Source organism: Janthinobacterium sp. 1_2014MBL_MicDiv, assembly GCF_001865675.1.
Taxonomy (GTDB): Bacteria; Pseudomonadota; Gammaproteobacteria; order Burkholderiales; family Burkholderiaceae_D; genus Janthinobacterium.
Map to the genome: position 1 here is coordinate 4,164,414 of NZ_CP011319.1, position 18,777 is coordinate 4,183,190.

At 64.9% G+C, this 18,777-nt stretch carries 15 protein-coding genes; 8 read left to right on the plus strand and 7 right to left on the minus strand.

Features of this window, described 5'->3' with window-relative positions; genetic code table 11:
* Window positions 1-25 precede the first annotated feature (25 nt).
* From YQ44_RS17970 to hemC, 3 genes are read right to left on the minus strand one after another with little or no spacing between them, the layout of a single operon-like run.
* A complete protein-coding gene (locus YQ44_RS17970) occupies window positions 26-1,174 on the minus strand; it encodes a uroporphyrinogen-III C-methyltransferase (protein ID WP_071324546.1) in 1,149 nt (382 codons plus the stop codon).
* Window positions 1,171-1,953, minus strand: coding sequence for a uroporphyrinogen-III synthase (locus YQ44_RS17975; protein WP_071326594.1), 783 nt, complete (start codon window positions 1,951-1,953; stop codon window positions 1,171-1,173). Before YQ44_RS17975 ends, YQ44_RS17970 begins: the two co-directional genes overlap by 4 nt.
* Window positions 1,946-2,956, minus strand: a complete 1,011-nt coding sequence (gene hemC, locus YQ44_RS17980) for a hydroxymethylbilane synthase (RefSeq protein ID WP_442905832.1) — start codon at window positions 2,954-2,956, stop codon at window positions 1,946-1,948. Before hemC ends, YQ44_RS17975 begins: the two co-directional genes overlap by 8 nt.
* Before the next feature lie 249 nt (window positions 2,957-3,205).
* On the opposite strand from hemC, the gene ppc reads away from it, so the two are divergent.
* From ppc to YQ44_RS17995, 3 genes are all read left to right on the plus strand, one after another.
* Window positions 3,206-6,046 (plus strand): phosphoenolpyruvate carboxylase, encoded by a 2,841-nt coding sequence (ppc, locus tag YQ44_RS17985; RefSeq protein ID WP_071324547.1) that lies wholly within the window; start codon window positions 3,206-3,208, stop codon window positions 6,044-6,046.
* A gap of 173 nt (window positions 6,047-6,219) precedes the next feature.
* Complete coding sequence (locus YQ44_RS17990) at window positions 6,220-7,980, plus strand: PAS domain-containing sensor histidine kinase (RefSeq protein WP_198043749.1); 1,761 nt, start codon at window positions 6,220-6,222, stop codon at window positions 7,978-7,980.
* Between the two features lie 93 nt (window positions 7,981-8,073).
* Window positions 8,074-9,213, plus strand: coding sequence for an HAF repeat-containing protein (locus YQ44_RS17995; protein ID WP_071324548.1), 1,140 nt, complete (start codon window positions 8,074-8,076; stop codon window positions 9,211-9,213).
* Window positions 9,214-9,269: 56 nt separating this feature from the next.
* On the opposite strand, the gene rpoD is transcribed toward YQ44_RS17995, so the two are convergent.
* A complete protein-coding gene (gene rpoD, locus YQ44_RS18000) occupies window positions 9,270-11,816 on the minus strand; it encodes an RNA polymerase sigma factor RpoD (protein ID WP_071324549.1) in 2,547 nt (848 codons plus the stop codon).
* A gap of 575 nt (window positions 11,817-12,391) precedes the next feature.
* Here rpoD and YQ44_RS18005 point away from each other — a divergent pair.
* The 3 genes from YQ44_RS18005 to YQ44_RS18015 are packed head-to-tail and all read left to right on the plus strand — an operon-like array spanning window position 12,392 to window position 14,013.
* Window positions 12,392-12,892, plus strand: coding sequence for a ProQ/FINO family protein (locus tag YQ44_RS18005; RefSeq protein ID WP_071326597.1), 501 nt, complete (start codon window positions 12,392-12,394; stop codon window positions 12,890-12,892).
* A gap of 9 nt (window positions 12,893-12,901) precedes the next feature.
* Window positions 12,902-13,549 carry a 3'-5' exonuclease gene (locus tag YQ44_RS18010; RefSeq protein ID WP_071324550.1) on the plus strand — a complete coding sequence of 216 codons (648 nt, stop codon included), beginning with the start codon at window positions 12,902-12,904 and terminating at the stop codon, window positions 13,547-13,549.
* A gap of 35 nt (window positions 13,550-13,584) precedes the next feature.
* Window positions 13,585-14,013: an SMI1/KNR4 family protein gene (locus YQ44_RS18015; protein ID WP_071324551.1), complete on the plus strand. Its 429-nt coding sequence runs from the start codon at window positions 13,585-13,587 to the stop codon at window positions 14,011-14,013.
* A gap of 22 nt (window positions 14,014-14,035) precedes the next feature.
* Here the strand turns inward: YQ44_RS18015 and YQ44_RS18020 are convergent, their stop codons facing one another.
* Entirely contained in the window at window positions 14,036-14,383 is a 348-nt protein-coding gene (locus YQ44_RS18020; protein WP_071324552.1) for a DUF4870 domain-containing protein, read from the minus strand.
* Window positions 14,384-14,470: 87 nt separating this feature from the next.
* Window positions 14,471-15,892 carry an aminotransferase-like domain-containing protein gene (locus YQ44_RS18025; RefSeq protein WP_071324553.1) on the minus strand — a complete coding sequence of 474 codons (1,422 nt, stop codon included), beginning with the start codon at window positions 15,890-15,892 and terminating at the stop codon, window positions 14,471-14,473.
* Window positions 15,893-16,045: 153 nt separating this feature from the next.
* Here YQ44_RS18025 and YQ44_RS18030 point away from each other — a divergent pair, with 153 nt between their 5' ends.
* Both YQ44_RS18030 and YQ44_RS18035 read left to right on the plus strand, forming a co-directional pair.
* Window positions 16,046-16,780, plus strand: coding sequence for a c-type cytochrome (locus YQ44_RS18030; RefSeq protein WP_232250935.1), 735 nt, complete (start codon window positions 16,046-16,048; stop codon window positions 16,778-16,780).
* Complete coding sequence (locus YQ44_RS18035) at window positions 16,777-18,051, plus strand: cytochrome c (RefSeq protein ID WP_071324555.1); 1,275 nt, start codon at window positions 16,777-16,779, stop codon at window positions 18,049-18,051. Before YQ44_RS18030 ends, YQ44_RS18035 begins: the two co-directional genes overlap by 4 nt.
* A 51-nt stretch (window positions 18,052-18,102) precedes the next feature.
* On the opposite strand, the gene YQ44_RS18040 is transcribed toward YQ44_RS18035, so the two are convergent.
* Window positions 18,103-18,738 carry an SAM-dependent methyltransferase gene (locus YQ44_RS18040; RefSeq protein WP_071324556.1) on the minus strand — a complete coding sequence of 212 codons (636 nt, stop codon included), beginning with the start codon at window positions 18,736-18,738 and terminating at the stop codon, window positions 18,103-18,105.
* Window positions 18,739-18,777: the final 39 nt, after the last annotated feature.

Consider the following 18,777-nt stretch of genomic DNA (forward strand, 5'->3'; position numbering starts at 1 on the left):
TAACCAGAGAAATAGACGCATGGGCTCAGGACTTCGCTTTGTAGTTGCGCACAGCCGTCAGGCTGTCGGACAAGGTCGGCATTTCGATGGCCAGGTTGCTGGCCTGCACCTGGCGCAGCAGGGCTTGCGCCGTCTGCGTGCTCTTGGCGCGCGTATCGAAATACTTGGCCAGCGCATCCTGGGCGGCGATCAAGTCGTTGCGGAAGGCCGTTTCATTGCGCGACAACAAGGCCATGCGCGCATTCAGCAGGCGCAGCTTGACGTTTTCGCGCAAGAAGTACGATTGCGTCGGCGACAGCATCAGCGCTTCCGGCGTATCGACTCTGCGGATGCGGATCAGCTGGCGCACGTCGTTCCACATGTCGCCGCTCCACGTATTCCAGCCGTCGCGCACTTTTTGCAGCAGCGGTTCCGGCGCCGGCGGTCCCACCAGCTTGCCGGCGGCATCGCGCACGGGCTTGGCCTTGCCCGGCTTTTCCGGCGCGGCCGGCAGGGCCGGCGTTTCGTCGGACAGCATCGGCAGGGAGTCGATCTGGGCGATCACGGCATCGAGGCGCAGGGCCACGCCCGTCGAATCGACGCTGGGCAGGGCCTTGAGTTTTTCCATGTCGCGGCCGATGGCGCGGCGGATGGTGATGAATTGCGGCTTGTCGGAACGCGACAGGCTGCGGTCCGCGTTCTGCAGGGCGATCAGCGCGCCCGGCACGTTGCCGGCCAGCTGCAGCTGCTGACTGGCCGTCGACAGCACTTGCTCGATTTCCGTCAGCGCCCACTCGTCGCGGTTCTTCGACAGGTCGTTATACAGTTGTTCCAGCGCCAGCTGCTGGCTCTGGGTTTCGCTCTGGCGGTTTTCCAGCGCGCCCACCTTGATTTGCAGCTCTTTATTACCTTCTTGCACGTTGCGCGCCAGCACGCCCGTTTCGGCATTGCTGACATCGCCCTTTTGCAGGCGCTTGGCCACTTCTTCGCGCAGGTTGCGGATCTGCTTGCTGGTCGACCAGCTTTGCGCAGCCAGCAGCACCGCCAGTACGATGACGGCGATGCTCATGGGCTTTTGCAGCTGCTCGATCAAGCTCGGCGCGCGGCCGGCAGGTTGGTCGGCCGCCTGCGGCGCCGTCTTCACGGTGCTGCCAGGCGTGGCATTTGGTTCGGAGAGTGTAGGCATTTCGTTCATGGTCGTGATTGTAACGCGGCGAGCACTCCTGCGTCGCCTGATCCTGTCAAGGTGACCCGGGCAAAACCCAGGGTGGCCGCCGTTTGTGCAATGCGGGCATGTGGCACGATCAGATGCTGTTGTTGCATTTTCACAACAGCCGTCTTTTCACCGCCCAATTCATCGAGCAGCGCCAGCAAGCCGCGCAGCGCTTCCGAGCTGGTGATGATCCAGTCGTTATTATGCTGCAACAAGTTTTCCAGGGTCGCCCGCAAGGCCGGCGTCAGCTTGGGCACCTTGCGGCGGTAGGCCGTGACGAACTCGACGGTGGCACCGGCCGCGCGCAAGCCGTCGGCCAGGTAATCGCGTCCGCCGTCGCCGCGCACGATCAGCACGCGCTTGCCGCGCAGGGCCGGCAAGTCCAGCGCCAGCAGCAGGTGCTCGGAATCGCTGCGCGCCGCGTCGAGCGGGCTGGTGATCGTGGCGTTGGCGTCCGTGACGCCATGCGCGGCCAGCGCCAGGCGGCTGCCCTCGCCCACCACGGCCAGCGGCAAGCCGGCCGGCCAGGCGCGCAAGTGCGCAAAGACGCAGTCGATGGCGTTCGGCGAGACGAATGCCACCAGGTCATAGTCGGCCAGGCGGGCCAGCACGGCCAGCAGGTGCGCGCATTCCCGCTCGCCATCGAGCGCATGGATTTCCAGCAGCGGCAATCGCGTCACCGGCAAGCCCAGCGCCGCGACCTTGGCGGCCAGCGGCCCCGCCTGCGCCGCGGGCCGCGTGATCACCACGCTGTCAGGCATGCGGCGCCAGGCCTTCATGGTTGTCGGGAGTGATGGCGCACGAAGCGAGGATGCCGGCGGCGTCCTGCCCGCGCAGCAGCTCGGCCACCTGCTCGCCCAGCAGTTCCGGCGCGGCAGCGGCGCCAGTCACGTCGGCGCTGGCCATGCGCGCGCCATCGGGCGTGGCGACCATGGCGCGCAGGCGCATGCTGTCGCCGTCGACGGTGGCAAACGCGGCCAGCGGAATCTGGCAGCTGCCGCCGAAAATCTTCGACACCTTGCGCTCGGCCGTGACGGCTTGCGCCGTGGCCGCGTGGTTCAGCGGCGCCAGCAGGGCCGCCAGGTCGACGCCGTCGGCGCGCTGGCCGCGGATCTCGATCGCCATGGCGCCCTGGCCGGCGGCCGGCAGGCTGTCTTCCGGCGCCAGCACGGCGCGGATGCGCGACGCCAGGCCCAGGCGCTTCAGGCCGGCGGCGGCCAGGATGATGGCCGCGTAATCGCCACGGTCGAGCTTGCCCAAACGCGTGTCGAGGTTGCCGCGCAGCGGCAGGATGGTCAGGTGCGGGTAGCGCGCGGCGATCAGCGACTGGCGGCGCAGGCTGCTCGTGCCCACGACGGCGCCGTGCGGCAGCTCGGCCAGGCTGGCGTAATCGTTGGAGACAAAGGCGTCGCGCGGATCTTCACGCTCGAGGATGGCGGCCAGCGCAAAGCCTTCGGGCAACTCCATCGGCACGTCTTTCAGCGAATGCACGGCCAGGTCGGCGCGCCCTTCCTCCATCGCCACTTCCAGTTCCTTGACGAACAGGCCCTTGCCGCCTACCTTGGACAAGGCGCGGTCGAGAATCTGGTCGCCGCGTGTGGTCATGCCGAGAATTTCGACGCTACACTGCGGATACAGTGCGGCCAGGCGCGCACGCACATGCTCGGCTTGCCACATGGCAAGACGGCTCTCGCGCGACGCGATCACCAGGCGGGCGGGAATGGTCGGCTTCAATTCGTTCGGGGTCAATTCGGATGCTTTCAAAACAAGTTCTTTCGCGGTCATTGTCATTGTCGTTGCGATTGTCGCTGCGATTGTCGTTGCCAGATATCAATTCGTATCGAAATGGGCTCTGGCGTCGCTATAATCGTTATCCCTTTGCCTAGAAGGCCAAGTCAGGCTAGCGTCCATGTTGAAGACCACAAATTTTATCATGCGCCCCCTCCCCCCTGCGGCTAAACGCCCGGTGCGATCCTCATTCCCTTGCTTTTACACCTACTTTGGTTCTTTATTATGCTCAATGACGCCGTAGCACCCGAAACCGCCGCCCCGGTCCCTGCCGACAAGGACGCGCCGCTGAAAGAAGATATCCGCCTGCTGGGCCGCCTGCTGGGCGACGTGCTGCGCGAACAGGAAGGCGACGCCGTCTTCAACGTGGTGGAAACCATCCGCCAGACCTCGGTGCGCTTCCGCCGCGAAGCGGACGCGGACGCGGCGCTGGAACTGGACGCCATGCTGAAGGAACTGAGCCGCGAACAGACGATTTCCGTCGTGCGCGCCTTTTCCTACTTTTCGCACCTGGCCAACATTGCGGAAGACCAGCACCACATCCGCCGCCGCCGCGCGCACCTGCTGGCCGGTTCGCCCGCGCAAAAGGGCAGCGTCAGCTTCGCGCTGAAAAAACTGCGCGCCGCCGGCGTGCCGCGCAAGACGGTCGACACCTTCTTCCAGGACGCGCTGATCGCGCCCGTGCTGACGGCCCACCCGACGGAAGTGCAGCGCAAGAGCATCCTCGACGCCGAGCACGACATCGCCCGCCTGCTGGCCGAGCGCGACCTGCCGCTGACGCCGAAGGAGCGGCACGCCAACATGCAGCTGCTGCGCTCGCGCGTATCCACGCTGTGGCAGACGCGCATGCTGCGCTATTCGAAGCTGACGGTGGCCGACGAGATCGAAAACGCCCTGTCCTATTACCGCATCACCTTCCTGCGCGAGCTGCCGGGCCTGTACGACGACATCGAGGACGACATCGCCGCCGAATATCCGAACGGCGACGGCACGATCGAGCCCATCAATGCCGCCTACGTGCAGATGGGCAGCTGGATCGGCGGCGACCGCGACGGCAATCCGAACGTCAACGCGGGCACCATGCAGCACGCGCTGGCGCGCCACGCCACCACCATCCTCGACTTTTACCTCGACGAAGTGCACACGCTGGGCGCGGAACTGTCCGTCTCGACCCTGATGGTGGGCGTCAGCGGCGAACTGCAGGCGCTGGCCGACCAGTCGCCGGACGCCTCGCCGCACCGCAGCGACGAACCGTACCGCCGCGCCCTGATCGGCATCTATGCGCGCCTGGCCGCCACCGCGCGCGCCCTGGGCGCCACCAACATCCTGCGCAAGGAAGTGGGGCCGGCCGCCGCCTACCCGGACGCGGCCGCGTTTGTCGCCGACCTGCGCACCATCGTCGCCTCGCTCGAAGCGCACCATGGCGCGGCCCTCGTGCGCCCGCGCCTGGCCACGCTGGCGCGCGCGGCCGACATCTTCGGCTTCCACCTGGCGTCGCTCGACATGCGCCAGACCTCCGACGTGCACGAGCGCGTGCTGGCCGACCTGTTCGCCAAGAGCGGCGTGGCGCCCGACTATGCGGCCCTGGCGGAAGACGCCAAGGAAGCGCTGCTGCTGAATGAACTGGCGCAGCCGCGCCTGCTGTATTCGCCCTACATCGCCTACGACGCGGAAACGGATTCCGAGCTGGCGATCCTGCGCGCGGCGCGCGACATCCGCCAGCGCTACGGCGCGCGGGCGATCCGCAACTACATCATCTCGCACACGGAAACCGTGTCCGACTTGCTGGAGGTGTTGCTGCTGCAAAAAGAAACGGGCTTGCTGCGCACCGACTGGCATGCTGGCGAGAGCACGTGCGAGCTGATGGTCATCCCCCTGTTCGAAACCATCCCCGACCTGCAGCGCGCGGCCGGCATCATGGGCCGCGTGATGGCCTTGCCCCTGGTCCGGCAATTGATCGCCAAACAGGGACAGTTGCAGGAAGTCATGCTCGGCTATTCCGATTCGAACAAGGATGGCGGCTTCCTCACGTCGAACTGGGAACTGTACAAGGCGGAACTGGCGCTGGTGGCCGACTTCCGGAAGGCTGGCGTCAAGCTGCGCCTGTTCCATGGCCGCGGCGGCACGGTGGGCCGTGGCGGCGGCCCCAGCTACGAAGCCATCCTGGCCCAGCCGCCGGGCACCGTCAACGGGCAGATCCGCCTGACGGAACAGGGCGAGATCATCGCCTCGAAGTTTTCCAACGCGGAAATCGGCCGGCGCAACCTGGAATTGCTGGTTGCCGCCACGCTGGAAGCGAGCCTGGCGCCGCAAGAGGTCAACCCGGCCCGCAACAACCAGCTGGCGCGCTTCGAGGGCGTGATGGCGGAACTGTCGAACCTGGCCTACAAGGCCTATCGCGACCTCGTGTATGAAACGCCGGGGTTTACCGAGTATTTCTTCTCGGCCACGCCAATCGCCGAAATTGCCGAGCTGAACCTTGGTTCGCGCCCCGCCTCGCGCAAGGCCAACCAGCGCATCGAAGACTTGCGCGCCATTCCCTGGGGCTTTTCCTGGGGTCAGTGCCGTTTACTGCTGCCGGGCTGGTTCGGCTTTGGCAGCGCCATCCACGCCTGGATCAATGACGGCGAGACAGCGTCGAAGGACGACAAGATCGCCACCCTGCGCACCATGTACGCGCAGTGGCCGTTCTTCGCCACCCTGCTGTCGAACATGGACATGGTGCTGGCCAAGACGGACCTGGCGATTGCCTCGCGCTACGCGGAACTGGTGGCCGACCAGGGCTTGCGCGAGCGCATCTACAAGCGCATCACGGACGAGCATGGCACTACCCTGCAATGCCTGGAGCTGATCACGGGCAACACGGAACGCCTGGCCGGCAACCCGCTGCTGGCCCGCTCCATCCAGAACCGCTTCGCCTACCTGGACCCGCTCAACCACTTGCAGGTGGAGTTAATCAAACGCAACCGCGCACTGTCGGCGGAAAGCAAGATCGATGAACGCGTGCACCGCGGCATCCAGCTGTCGATCAACGGCGTGGCGGCCGGCCTGCGCAACACGGGCTAGGACAGCCAGACGGGCAAGAAAATGGGGCCGGCGCAGCCAGGGCCGGCCCCTTGATTTCCTGTTGGAAAAATATTCTCAATAAAACAACAATTGGTATTACACTAGCGTCGAATACTTTTCCCACTCCGGCGCCACGCGCACCGCAGCGGCCAACCATGACGCCAGGAGCGCGGATGAGTAAATGGTCGATTGAAACGCTGAGTGCCGCATGTGCCGCGCTGATCCTCATCATGCTGGGCTGGCTTGCCGGCGCGGCCTGGCAAGCCCTCGACTTCTGGGAACACGTATGGCTGGCCTTGCTGCTGCTGGCCGCCGCCAGCATCGCCCTGTGGCTGCTGCGCCGGCTGCGCACCCATCTCGTCAGCACGCGCCAGCAGCTCGACGCCAGCGCCATGCGCTACCGCGACCTGGCCGAGACGGCCCAGGACGGCATGTGGCAAACGGATGCGCAAGGCCAGATCCTGCACGTCAACCAGCGCCTGGGCCACATGCTGGGCGTCCCCCTCGACCAACTGCTGGGCCACTCCATGGACGAGTTCTATGACGAGGCCACCTTGCAACGGCTGTGCCCGCTACGCCAGACGGCGGGGCAGAGTTGCATGGGAGAACTCCACTACTGGCATACGGACGGCACGGAGCGCTGGGCCATACTCAGCGGGCGCCGCCTGTACGACCGGCACGGCACCCTGACGGGCGCCCTCGTGCTGGCCAGCGACATCACCGAACAAAAACGCGCCGAACACGCGCTGAGCATCGCCCATGCGGAACTGGAAAGCCGCGTGGCCCTGCGCACGGCCCAGCTGCAGGACGTGAATGCCCGCCTGTCCGCCGAGATCGCCATGCGCGCGCAGACGGAAGCGGCGCTGGCGCGCAGCGAGGAACGGCTGCAGGACATCATCTCGATGATGCCGCTGTCGCTGTTCCTCAAGGATGCCGAGTCGCGCATCGTGCTGATGAACCAAGCCTGCGAACAGCAATGGGGCGTGTGCTTCCAGGACATCGCCGAAGGGCGCGACATACAGCACTTTCCCAGCGACCAGAGTGCGGGCTTCCACACGGCGGACCGGGAAGCGTTTGCCAGCCGTAGCGTGGTGATCCGCGAAGAGCTGGTGTGGAACGCCCAGCTGCAGGAAAACCGCCTGGTGCAGACGCACAAGAAACCCGTGTTCGACGCCGAAGGCCGGCCGCAGATGATCATCGCCATGGCCATCGACATCACCGACAGCAAGCGCAACGAGGAAAACCTGCAGCGCTCGCTGGCCCAGCTGCGCGAACTGTCCGACCACCAGCAGACCATCAAGGAAGAGGAGCGCCGGCGCATCGCGCTCGACATCCACGACGACCTGGGGCAGAACCTGATGGTGCTGCGCATCGACGTGTCGCTGCTGCATGCGCGCACGGCGGGCACCCATCCGCGCCTGCACAGCCATGCGCAGCGCGTGCTCGACACCATCGACGCCACCATCCGCTCCGTGCGCACCATCATCAACGACTTGCATCCGAGTACCCTGGAGCTGGGCCTGGGCCCGGCCGCCGAATGGCTGATACGCCAGATGGAAGGCCGCGGCGCCATCCGCTACCGGCTGCACATCGCCAGCGACGCGCCCCACCTGGGCCTGGACCAGCGCCAGACGTCGGCCATCTTCCGCGTCCTGCAGGAATCGCTGTCGAACATCGTGCGCCACGCGCAAGCGAGCGAAGTGGAAGTGGCGCTGGCGCAGGAACACGACGCGATTCTGCTGCGCATCAGCGACAACGGCATCGGCATGCAGCCGGGCGACGACGGCAAGCGGGCCGCCTTCGGCCTGAAAAGCATACGCGAACGCGTGCACGCGCTGGGCGGCGAGCTGCGCATCGACAGCCAGGCGGGCCAGGGCACGGCGCTGGCCATCCACCTGCCGCAAAGCAGGGAGCGCGTGGCGGACGTATCGTGATGAAACGCGAAATATTACCAAAAATAGTAGCAAATTAGGTATGCAATGGCGGCGTAAAAAAGTATAGTGAGTTTTTTCTTTGAGGAAACTATCATGCCGCCACGCCACTCCCGCGCTTGCGCCCCGCTCCTCGGCCTGTTCCTGCTGGCGGCCATTCCCGCCGCCAGCGCCGCCATCCATGCCGAACACGGCTTTGGCGAAAAAGACGGCAATGGCAGCATCGCGTCCGACTTGAACCCGGCGGGACTAGTGGCCGGCATCATCATGGAAGAAGCGGGACGGCGCCGCGCCGTCACCTACCAGCATGGCCAGATCCGCGAACTGGGCACCCTGGGCGGCGATGAAGGCTTTACCAAGGCCATCAATGCCCATGGCGTGGTGGTGGGGTCCTCGCAAACGGCCAGCGGCGCCTGGCACGCCTTCCGTTATGACGCGGCGGGTGGCATGCGCGACCTCGGCACCCTGGGCGGCAGCAGCAGTTACGCCACGGCCATCGCGCGCGACGGCACGGTGGCCGGCTATGCCGATACGAGCGGCGGCGATTTCCACGCCTATGTGACGAAAGCCGACCACAGCCTGCAAGACCTGGGCACCCTGGGCGGCGCCAGCAGCTATGCGAGCGGCCTGAACAATCATGGCGTGGTGGTGGGCACGGCGCAGCGCGGCGATGGCTACCGGCGCGCCTTCATCTACCGCCCCGGCACGGGCATGCAGGAAATCGGCACCCTGCCGGGCGGGCGTATCAGCTCGGCCACCGCCATCAATGACGCGGGCCTCGTCGTGGGCGCCGCGGAAACGGACAAGCGCCGCTGGCATGCGTTTGCCTGGGATGGCCGGCGCATGGTCGACCTCGGCGCCATGATCGGCCAGGGCGACAGCTACGCCACGGCCGTGAATGCGGCGGGACACGTCGTCGGCAGCGTCAGCATCAATGGCTTCGAACCGATGACCTTTGTGTACAAGGACGGCGTGATGACGGTGCGCCGCCGCGACGACGGCCTGTACCTGACCAACAAGATCACGGACGCCGGCCTGGTGGTGGGCGCCGTCTACACGGGACACAAATTCCAGGCCTTCGCCGTGCCATCGCAGGCGGCGCCGGCGCCGCCGCGCCGCAACCCGCTGGACTGGTTCTTCATGACCGTCCTCGCCGCCGCCAGCGGCGCGGTCCTGTACCGCGCACGGCGCCACTTCCGCGCCGGCCTGCTGGGTCAGCGCCGGCACCTGCTGTAACGCGGCATAGCTACAGACGAAAAAAAAGAGGCTTGCGCCTCTTTTTTTGTACCTGCTTAGTTTTGCGTCAAAAACGTTTTGAGCTTGTCCGAACGCGAAGGCTGGCGCAGCTTGCTCATGGCTTTCGCTTCGATCTGGCGGATACGCTCGCGCGTCACGTCGAACTGCTTGCCCACTTCTTCCAAGGTGTGGTCGTTCGACATTTCCACGCCATAACGCATGCGCAGCACTTTCGCTTCGCGCGGCGTCAGGGAGTCCAGCACTTCCTTGATCACGTTGCGCATCGACGCGTGCAGCGCGGCGTCCAGCGGCGCCAGGGTGGTGTTGTCTTCGATGAAGTCGCCCAGTTGCGAATCGCCATCTTCGCCCATCGGCGTTTCCATGGAAATCGGCTCTTTCGCGATCTTCATGATCTCGCGCACCTTGTTTTCCGGCATTTCCATCTTGACGGCCAGGGTCGCCAGGTCCGGCTCGCTGCCCGTTTCCTGCATGATCTGGCGCGAGATGCGGTTCATCTTGTTGATCGTTTCGATCATGTGCACTGGCACGCGGATGGTGCGGGCCATGTCGGCGATCGAACGCGTGATGGCCTGGCGGATCCACCATGTGGCGTAGGTCGAGAACTTGTAGCCGCGGCGGTATTCGAATTTATCGACCGCCTTCAGCAAGCCGATGTTGCCTTCCTGGATCAGGTCGAGGAATTGCAAGCCGCGGTTGATGTATTTCTTGGCAATCGAAATCACCAGGCGCAAGTTGGCCACCGTCATTTCGCGTTTCGCGTGACGGGCGCGCTTCTCGCCGGCCGCCATCTGCTTGTTGATCTTGCGCAAGTCAGCCAGCGGCAGGGCCACGCGCGCCTGCAGGTCGATCATCTTCTTTTGCAGTTCCTTGACGGCAGGCACGTTGCGGCTGAGGATGGCGCTGTACGGATACTTGCAGTCGACTTCGCGGTCGACCCATTCCAGGTCGCATTCGTTGCCCGGGAAGACCTTGATGAAGTGGGCGCGCGGCATGCCGCATTTGTTCACGCACAGCTCCAGCACGGCGCGCTCGATGTGGCGCACTTCTTCCATCTGGCCGCGCAGGGTGTCGCACAGCTTTTCCACGACCTTGGCCGTGAAGCGGATGCCCAGCAGTTCCTGCGAAATGGCTTCCTGCGCCTTGATGTAGGCTTTCGAGTTGTAACCCTCGGGCGCCTTGCGCATCTTGTCGTACTGCGTCGAAATGACGTTGAATTTCTCCAACGCATTCTTTTTCAGCTGGGCCAGCTGTTCGCTGGAGAAACCGGCCGCGCCGCCATTGGCGTCGCCGTCCTCTTCCTCGGCTTCTTCTTCCTCTTCCTCGTCGTCACCGCTGGCGGCGGCGGGCGCGGCGGCAGCGGCCGGCGCCGGGGCATTGCTTTCGTTCAGGTCGACAAAGCCGTCGACCACTTCATCGACCTTGATTTCGTCGCGCGCGATTTTTTGCGACAGCGCAACGATCTCGCCGATCGTCGTCGGGCAGGCGGAAATGGCCTGGATCATGTCCTTCAAGCCGCCTTCGATGCGCTTGGCGATCTCGATCTCGCCTTCGCGCGTCAGCAGCGCCACGGCGCCCATTTCACGCATGTACATGCGCACGGGGTCGGTGGTGCGGCCAAAGTCGGAATCGACCGTCGACAGCGCCGTGGCGGCAGCCGCTTCCACTTCATCGTCGCTGGTGACGGTGGCGACGTTGTCTGTCAGCAACAAGCTTTCCGCGTCAGGGGCGCGCTCGTAGACGGCGATGCCCATGTCGTTGAACGTGGCGATGATGCCTTCGATCGCTTCCGGATCGATGATGTTTTCCGGCAATTGGTCATTGATCTCGGCATAGGTGAGGAAACCGCGTTCCTTGCCCATGTTGATCAAGCCCGTGATCTGCTTGCGGCGGCGTTCCAGGTCCGCTGCCGAGGCTTCCGGATCGCCCAGCGCATCGGCCAGGCCACCCTTGGCCTTGCGGTCGCGCGCTTTCGACACGGCCTTCAGCTCGGCCCGTTCGACGGCGTTCAGTGCCGCCACTTCATCGTTTTCCGGCGTGAATTCGCTGGGTTTACGGCCACGGCGGCCCGGTACCTTGACGGTCGGCAGGAAGTAATTCGACGTGTCGATGGCGGCCAGGGCGTCGGCGTCCGTGGTCTTGCTGACCACTTGCGCGCCGGTGATGATGGTCACGGGCGCCGCTTCCGGCTTGGCGCGCACGACTTTCGAGCGGGCGGCCGTCACCACCTTGTTCGTGGCGGCGCTTTCGCTGACCTTGCGCGGCGCGGGCGCGGCCTTGGCGCTCGGGGCGACCTTCACGCTAGGCGCCTTGGCGGGCGCCGCTTCTACGGCCTCGGCAGCATCGGTAACGGGCGCGGCAGGCGGTGCTTCCGCAGCCGCGTCGGCCGGCGGCACGGCAGCCAGGCGCGAGCGGCTTTTCTTCACCACGGTGACGACGGTCGGCGCCGTCGTGACGGTAGCTTCCGGATTCGCTTGCGCATTATCGATGAAGTAAGATAAAGTCGTTTTCGGTACGGCAAGTGGCGCCGCGGCTGGGCGAGGCGCCTTGGCGGACAACGTTAAAGTTTTTGGCGTATTCTTCATGAGATATCTCTTAATGCGAGACCAGATGGTGTCGGCGCGAAGTGAATGATTCCACCTAAGCCTGCGAAACCGGACTCGATGGAGCGTGTTGTTGCGGCTGCCGTCAAAGGCAGCGGCGCCTGTCTATCGGAGCGTTCAAAGCCCGCGCATCCCGTAACGGGAGCGGCGGGGCCGAAGCCGGGTCAGATAAATAAGCGATGTACATTGCGGAATGAAAAAAAGCCCGTACCAGAACGGGCTTGAATCTATTGTTGTTCAGTGAAGACACAGCGGAGAGCAAGATTATGCACGAAGGCCAGTTATCTGGATAATTGATAAGCGAAATATCCGATATCAAAAATATCAATAATGATGGCCCTGCACCGCACTGCTCCTATCCCCTGCACACCTGAGCCAGACCGTTAAAACAGGGTCCAGTCATCAGCGCAAGCCGACATTATACACATTTCCCGTCTTTCGCGCTGTGTGCGAGCAGGCGTGCCCATGCATATCGCGGGGCAAGTTGCCAAAAAAGACAATGCACTTGCCTGTGGCGCGTGCTATGCTCCCCTTTTATAGCCCAACCAATGATGTCGATGACCAGCTCCACGCCAGACCAGCAAGCCACCACTCCTGACACGCCAGTCGATGCAGCCCCAGCGGCGGCACCGGCCGCCACGGCCACTGCGGCGCCCGCCGGTTTGACCGCGCGCGCCCTGCTGAAGCAGTTCCAGGAGCAATTCCCGCCTTTCCGCGATTGCCTGCCCTTGTCGATCGGTATCGACAAGCAGATCCTGGCGCGCCTGCCGGAGCTGGACCGCAAGCTGATGCGCACGGCGCTGGGCATCCACACGGGTTCGCTGCGCTACCTGCGCGTGATGGAAAAAGCCAAGGTACGCTACGACCTCGACGGCACCGCCGGCGCGGAAGTGACGCAAACCCACCGCGACCACGCCACGCAAGTGTTGCAGCAGCGCTTCAAGAAGGAAGCCGAGCGCAAGAAAGCCGAGCGCGACGCGGCCGCCGCCGAAGAGGCGAACCGTTTGCGCCTGGAAAAACTGAATCAGCTGACCGCGAAATTCTCGCGCAAAGGCTGATCCGGTTTCATGGACACAGCTGCCGCGCCGCCACTGCCGCCCTACCAGGGAATCGAACTCGACCATGTCAAGCTGGTACGCACCAGCGATGACGCACAGGCGGCCATGGCCGCCCTGCTGGCAGCCGATGCCATCGGCTTCGACACGGAATCGAAGCCGACCTTCGTCAAGGGCGAGTCGTCCACGGGGCCGCATCTGATCCAGCTGGCCACCGACGACATCGCCTACCTGTTCCAGGTGGGCAGCACGCCGGCACCAGCCCTGGCCGAACTGAAAGCCATCCTCGAATCGACCACGACCCTGAAGGTGGGCTTCGGCCTGTCCGACGACGTCAAGCGCCTGCGCACCAAGCTGGGCATTGCTCCGGCACAAGTGCTCGACCTGTCCGTCGCCCTGCGCGGCGGCCAGCGCAACGACCTGGGCGCGAAGACGGCCGTGGCCAAGTTCTTCGGCCTGCACCTGCAGAAATCGAAAAAAATCTCCACCACCAACTGGGCCACCTCGCGCCTGACGGAAAAGCAGATCCTGTACGCGGCCGACGATGCGCAAGTAGCCTTGCGCGTGTACCGCCGCTGGATCGCCGACGGCGGCAAGGTCGCGCCGCAAAAAGCGGCGCGCGCCAGCACGCCGCCATCCGCGCCGCCCGCACCGGCCTGAGCCAACCTCGCTGGCTGCTACAGCCGCACTGTATCATGCGCAAAAACACCTCCATCGGCACCACCCCGGCAGCGATCGCCGCCGCCGAACAGGCGCTGGGCCGGACGCTGCCCGCGTCCTACGTGCAATGGCTGCTGGCGAACAATGGCCGCGCGCTGGGCGCCTTGTGCGTGTTTCCCGTCTACGACGCGGCCAATGCGCGCAAGACGTGGGAATCGATCGAGCGCCATTACCGCGCGGACTGGCGGGAATGGCTGGAGATGGTGGGCGGGAATGCCAGCGATGCCGATAGCCTGCTGCCTTTCGCCCAGTTCGGCACCGGCGATTACTATTGCTTTGACTATGCGCAAACGGGTTCGGCAGGCGAACCCGTGGTCGTGCTGTGGTCGCACGAGACAGGCGCCGCCACGACGGTGGCGCCCGACTTCGCGGCATTCCTCGCGCTGCCCGGCCGCCCCGGCTGAAGCGGGGCGGCGCGGCACGGTTTTACTTGACCGGGCGCCAGGTCAGCGGATAGCGGTAGACGACGCCGTTGCTGGCCTTGACGGCGGCAATGATGGAAAACACCAGATTGCCCAGCGCCACCAGCCAGAACAGGAAGATGCCGATGATGACGAAGGTCAGGATGAAGCACAGGATGTACCAGAGGATCAGGGTGATCTGGAAATTCAGCGCTTCCTTGGCATTCTCGGCCGAGAACTTGTCCGCATCGTCCTTCTTGATCAGGTAAATGATCAGCGGCGCCACCCAGCTGGTGAACAGGCCGCCAATATGGGACAGGATGGCGATCGTCGTATCCTGCGTACGACCCACTTCCGGCTGCGAGTTATCCATTATCTTTCCCATCATTAGTTATAGATACATCAATATAACAGTAATATTTCTTTTTGGAATGAAACACGTGCTGACGGAAGGGATTTTTTATTCCCCGCCAGGCTGCGTCCGCGCCAGCCGTCCCAGGGTGGCGATGGCCTCTTCCAGCCGTGGCGTCCATGGGTGGCCGTAATTGAGGCGGATGCAGTGGCGAAATGCGCGCGTGGCGGAAAAGATGGGACCGGGCGCGATGCTGATGCCGGCCGCCAGCGCGCTGCGGTGCATGGCCAGCGCGTCGACGCTGGCCGGCATCTCGACCCAGACGAAATAGCCGCCCTGCGGGCGCGTGACGCGGGTGCCCGGCGGAAAATGCACGGCGATGGCTTGCAGCATGGTGTTTTGCTGCGCCGCCAGGGTCAGGCGCAGCTGGCGCAAATGGCGGTCGTAGCCGCCCTGCGCCAGGTAATCGGCCAGCGCCATCTGCAGCGGGATCGGCGCCGACAGGCTGGTGGTCAGCTTCAATCGCTCGACCCGGCGCGCATGGCGTCCCGCCACGGCCCAGCCCAGGCGGAAACCGGGCGCCAGGGTCTTGGAAAACGAGCTGCAATGCATGACCATGCCCGCGCTGTCGTAGCTTTTCGTCAAGCCCGGACGCTGCTTGCCGAAATACAGCTCGCCATACACATCATCCTCGATCAGCGGCACGCCGTGGCGCGCCAGCAACGCCACCAGTGCGCGCTTCTTTTCCGGCGGCATCAAACTGCCGAGGGGATTCTGGAAATTCGTCATCAGCCAGCACGCCTTGGGCTGGTGGCGCTGCAGCAACTCTTCCAGCGCCGCCAGGTCGACGCCGTCGCGCGGGCTGGTGGCGATCTCGACGGCCTTGAGTTCCAGCCGCTCCAGCGCCTGCAGGCAGGCATAGAAGCTGGGCGATTCGATCAGCACCGTGTCGCCAGGCCGCGTGACGGCTTGCAGGCACAGGTTCAGCGCTTCCAGCGCGCCATTCGTGATGACGATATCGTCGCTGGAAACGAGCACGCCGTCGAGCTGGTAGCGCAGCGCGATCTGGCGCCGCAGTTCCGCATTGCCCAGCGATAAATCCGTGACCGTGCTCCACGGGTCGAGGCGGCGCATGCTGGCCGAGACGGCCCGCGCCAACTTCTCCATTGGAAACAAATCGGGGCTGGGAAACGCCGAGCCGAACGGCACGATGTCGCGCGCGCCGACGGCGCCCAGCACTTCAAACACGAGGTCGCTGACATCGACCGTGGTGCTGGCGTCGAGCGGACGGGAACTGTCCGGCTCGGGCGCCAGCGCGGCGCGCTGCGGCGCCACGTAATAGCCGGAGCGGGGCCGCGAGACGATCATGCCGCGCGCTTCCAGTAAATAATATGCCTGGAACACGGTCGACGGGCTGACGCCGCGCCGCGCATGTTGCTGGCGCACGGATGGCAACTTGTCACCAGGCAGCAACAGCTGCGTGCTGATCATGGCGGCGACTTCCTCCGCCAACTCTTCATAGCGTTTCAACCGTGCTCCCTCAAACTGATCCGTAGTTTTATTGCAAAACTGATCCTGTCCCAATCACAGCGCCCAGTATATGCTAGGGTAACAACATCCGGGCAGCAACACCGGCACGCGCCATCGACCGACGAGACAGCTTATCTTCCCATGCCACTTTCCATGCGACTTTCCCTGCCACGGCACACCCTCTGCATGCTGGCCTTGGCCATCGCGCTGCCCACCCTGGCGCTGGCCGCGCCCGCCACCATTTCCGCCAGCCACGACAGCCTGGAACAGCGCATCAAGGCATGCACGGCTTGCCATGCGCAACAGGAAAAGCACGACGCCTTCTTTCCCCGCATCGCCGGCAAGCCGGCCGGCTACCTGTACAACCAGCTGCTCAATTTCCGCGAAGGACGGCGCCAGTATCCGATGATGAACTATATGGTGGAGCACTTGCCGGACGCCTACTTGCGCGAAATCGCCGACTACTTTGCGGCACACCACCCTGCCCCGCCGCCGGCCCAGCCCAGCAATGCCGGTGCGGCCGCCCTGGCGCGGGGCCGCCAGCTGGTGCTGCAAGGCGACAGCGGCAAGAAGATTCCCGCCTGCATCGCCTGCCATGGCGAAAAGCTGGCCGGCGTGGCGCCCGCCATCCCCGGCTTGCTGGGCTTGCCGCGCGACTATATCAACGCCCAGTTCGGCGCGTGGAAGAACGGCAAGCGCCGCGCCCACGCGCCCGACTGCATGGCGCAAGTCGCCGAACGCCTGTCGGACGCGGACGTGGGCGCCGTCTCGGCCTGGCTGGGCACGCAAGTGGCCAGCGCCGACGCCCGCCCCGCGGAAAACATCGCCGTGCCGCTGCCGCTGCACTGCGGCGGCGTGCCGGGCTCCGGCGCGCAGGTGGCGCCATGAAGAAATGGCTGATCGCGATTGCCGGCGTCGCCATCGTCGCGGCCGGCGCCAGATTCCTGCTGTGGCCTGCGGACGACGTCGGGCCGCCGGCCGCCGCCAGTACATTGGGAAAAGAGCAGCTGGTCGCGCGCGGCGCCTACCTGGCCAAGGCGGGCGACTGCATGGCTTGCCACACGACGCGCGGCGGCGTGCCGTACGCCGGCGGACGCGCCTTGCAAACGCCATTCGGCAAGGTGATGTCGCCCAACATCACGGCCGACAGGGAAACGGGCATCGGCAGCTGGACGGCCGACGACTTCTGGCGCGCCATCCATAACGGCAAATCGAAGGATGGCCGCCTGCTGTATCCGGCCTTTCCGTACACCAACTACACGAAGGTGCAGCGCGAAGACAGCGACGCCCTGTACGCGTATTTCCAGAGCGTGCCGCCGCACAGGCAGGCCAGCCTGCCGCACGAACTGCGCTTCCCCTACAACCAGCAGATCGCGCTGGCCGCCTGGCGCGCGCTGTACTTCAAGCCGGGCGTGTACCAGCCGCTCACGACGCACAGCATGGAGTGGAACCGCGGCGCCTACCTGGTGCAGGGCCTGGGCCACTGCAGCGCCTGCCATAGCAGCCGCACCACCTTGGGCGGCAGCGACGACGGCCTGTCGGGCGGCCTGATCCCCATGCTGGGCTGGTATGCGCCTTCGCTGACGTCGGATGCGGAAGCGGGCCTGGGCGACTGGGACACGGCGCATATCGTGGAATTGCTGCAAACGGGCGTCTCGCCGCGCGCCACCGTCTTCGGCCCCATGGCCGAAGTGGTGCGGCAAAGCCTGCAGCACATGAGCGGCGCCGACGTGCAGGCGATGGCCGTGTACCTGAAAAGCCTGCCCGGCCCGGCCCGGCCGGCGCCGCGCACGCCGCGCGACACGTCGGCGCAGGCGCGGGAACAGCTGGCGCTGGGCGCGAAACTGTATGAGGCGCAATGCGCGAGCTGCCACCAGGCCGACGGCAAGGGCGTGCCGCCCGGCTATCCGCCGCTGGCCGGCAACCGCGCGCTGACGACTATCTCGGCCGTGAACGCCATCCGCCTCGTGCTCAACGGCGGCTTCGCGCCTGGAACCAGCGGCAATCCGCGCCCCTACGGCATGCCGCCGTTCGGCCCCGTGATGGACGACCGCGAAGTGGCGGCCGTGGTGAGCTACCTGCGCGCCTCGTGGGGCAATGATGCGCCGGCGGTGTCGGCCCTGGAAGTCAATAAATACCGCAGCGTGCCGCTCGAGTAGCAGATGTCAAAAAAGCCGGCTCGCGCCGGCTTTTTTTGTCTACCGCCATTCTCAGCGGAACTTGCTCTTGTGTCCCGTCTTCAGGTCCAGCGCATAGCGCACGCCGTTGTCCGTCAGCATGACTTCATCGGGCGGTTCCTCGCCGGCCAGCGCGCCGTCGATCAGTGGCAAGCCTTCGCCCTTGCGCATCAGCTCGTCGCAACGCTCGTACACGTTCACGCAGCCCGTGGAAGCCATCAGCGATTGCACGATGGCCACTTTCCACGCATCGACGCCGCCGGCGTTGAATTCGCAGATCAGATAGCCCTGCACGCCGCCAAACAGCTGCACCACCAGGCCCGGCAAGCCCTCGTCCTCGCCCTTGATCAAGGTCAACAACTGGTTCTCGCCCGCCTTCTTGATGGCTGGCAGCTTTTTCTCGATGGCGGCCTTGACCCGGCGCTTGATCAGCGCGTGGTCGACGGGCTCGTCTTCCTTGAAGCTCCAGATGCGCGCGCGGATCTGCGACTTCGAATTGTAGGCGGCGCGGGCGATGAACTGCTTTGACGAGCTCTGCACGATGGCCGTCGAGCCAGGCTTCATTTTTTCCTGCGGCTTGCCTTCGACTTTTTCAATCGCGGATGCGTAAATCCACGATTGGCCCAGCAAGCTCTTTTCCTTGCCCTGTTTGATGGTGATGATCAGCATGTAATTCCAGTAGTGTGAGCGGCGCGTGCCGGTCGTCGT

Coding starts and splice junctions, on each gene's coding strand:
- YQ44_RS17970 (WP_071324546.1), bottom strand. CDS start 1,174: ATGAACGAAATGCCTACACTCTCCGAACCAAATGCCACGCCTGGCAGC.
- YQ44_RS17975 (WP_071326594.1), bottom strand. CDS start 1,953: ATGCCTGACAGCGTGGTGATCACGCGGCCCGCGGCGCAGGCGGGGCCG.
- ppc (WP_071324547.1), top strand. CDS start 3,206: ATGCTCAATGACGCCGTAGCACCCGAAACCGCCGCCCCGGTCCCTGCC.
- YQ44_RS17990 (WP_198043749.1), top strand. CDS start 6,220: ATGAGTAAATGGTCGATTGAAACGCTGAGTGCCGCATGTGCCGCGCTG.
- YQ44_RS17995 (WP_071324548.1), top strand. CDS start 8,074: ATGCCGCCACGCCACTCCCGCGCTTGCGCCCCGCTCCTCGGCCTGTTC.
- rpoD (WP_071324549.1), bottom strand. CDS start 11,816: ATGAAGAATACGCCAAAAACTTTAACGTTGTCCGCCAAGGCGCCTCGC.
- YQ44_RS18005 (WP_071326597.1), top strand. CDS start 12,392: ATGACCAGCTCCACGCCAGACCAGCAAGCCACCACTCCTGACACGCCA.
- YQ44_RS18010 (WP_071324550.1), top strand. CDS start 12,902: ATGGACACAGCTGCCGCGCCGCCACTGCCGCCCTACCAGGGAATCGAA.
- YQ44_RS18015 (WP_071324551.1), top strand. CDS start 13,585: ATGCGCAAAAACACCTCCATCGGCACCACCCCGGCAGCGATCGCCGCC.
- YQ44_RS18020 (WP_071324552.1), bottom strand. CDS start 14,383: ATGGATAACTCGCAGCCGGAAGTGGGTCGTACGCAGGATACGACGATC.
- YQ44_RS18030 (WP_232250935.1), top strand. CDS start 16,046: ATGCGACTTTCCCTGCCACGGCACACCCTCTGCATGCTGGCCTTGGCC.
- YQ44_RS18035 (WP_071324555.1), top strand. CDS start 16,777: ATGAAGAAATGGCTGATCGCGATTGCCGGCGTCGCCATCGTCGCGGCC.
- YQ44_RS18040 (WP_071324556.1), bottom strand. CDS start 18,738: ATGCTGATCATCACCATCAAACAGGGCAAGGAAAAGAGCTTGCTGGGC.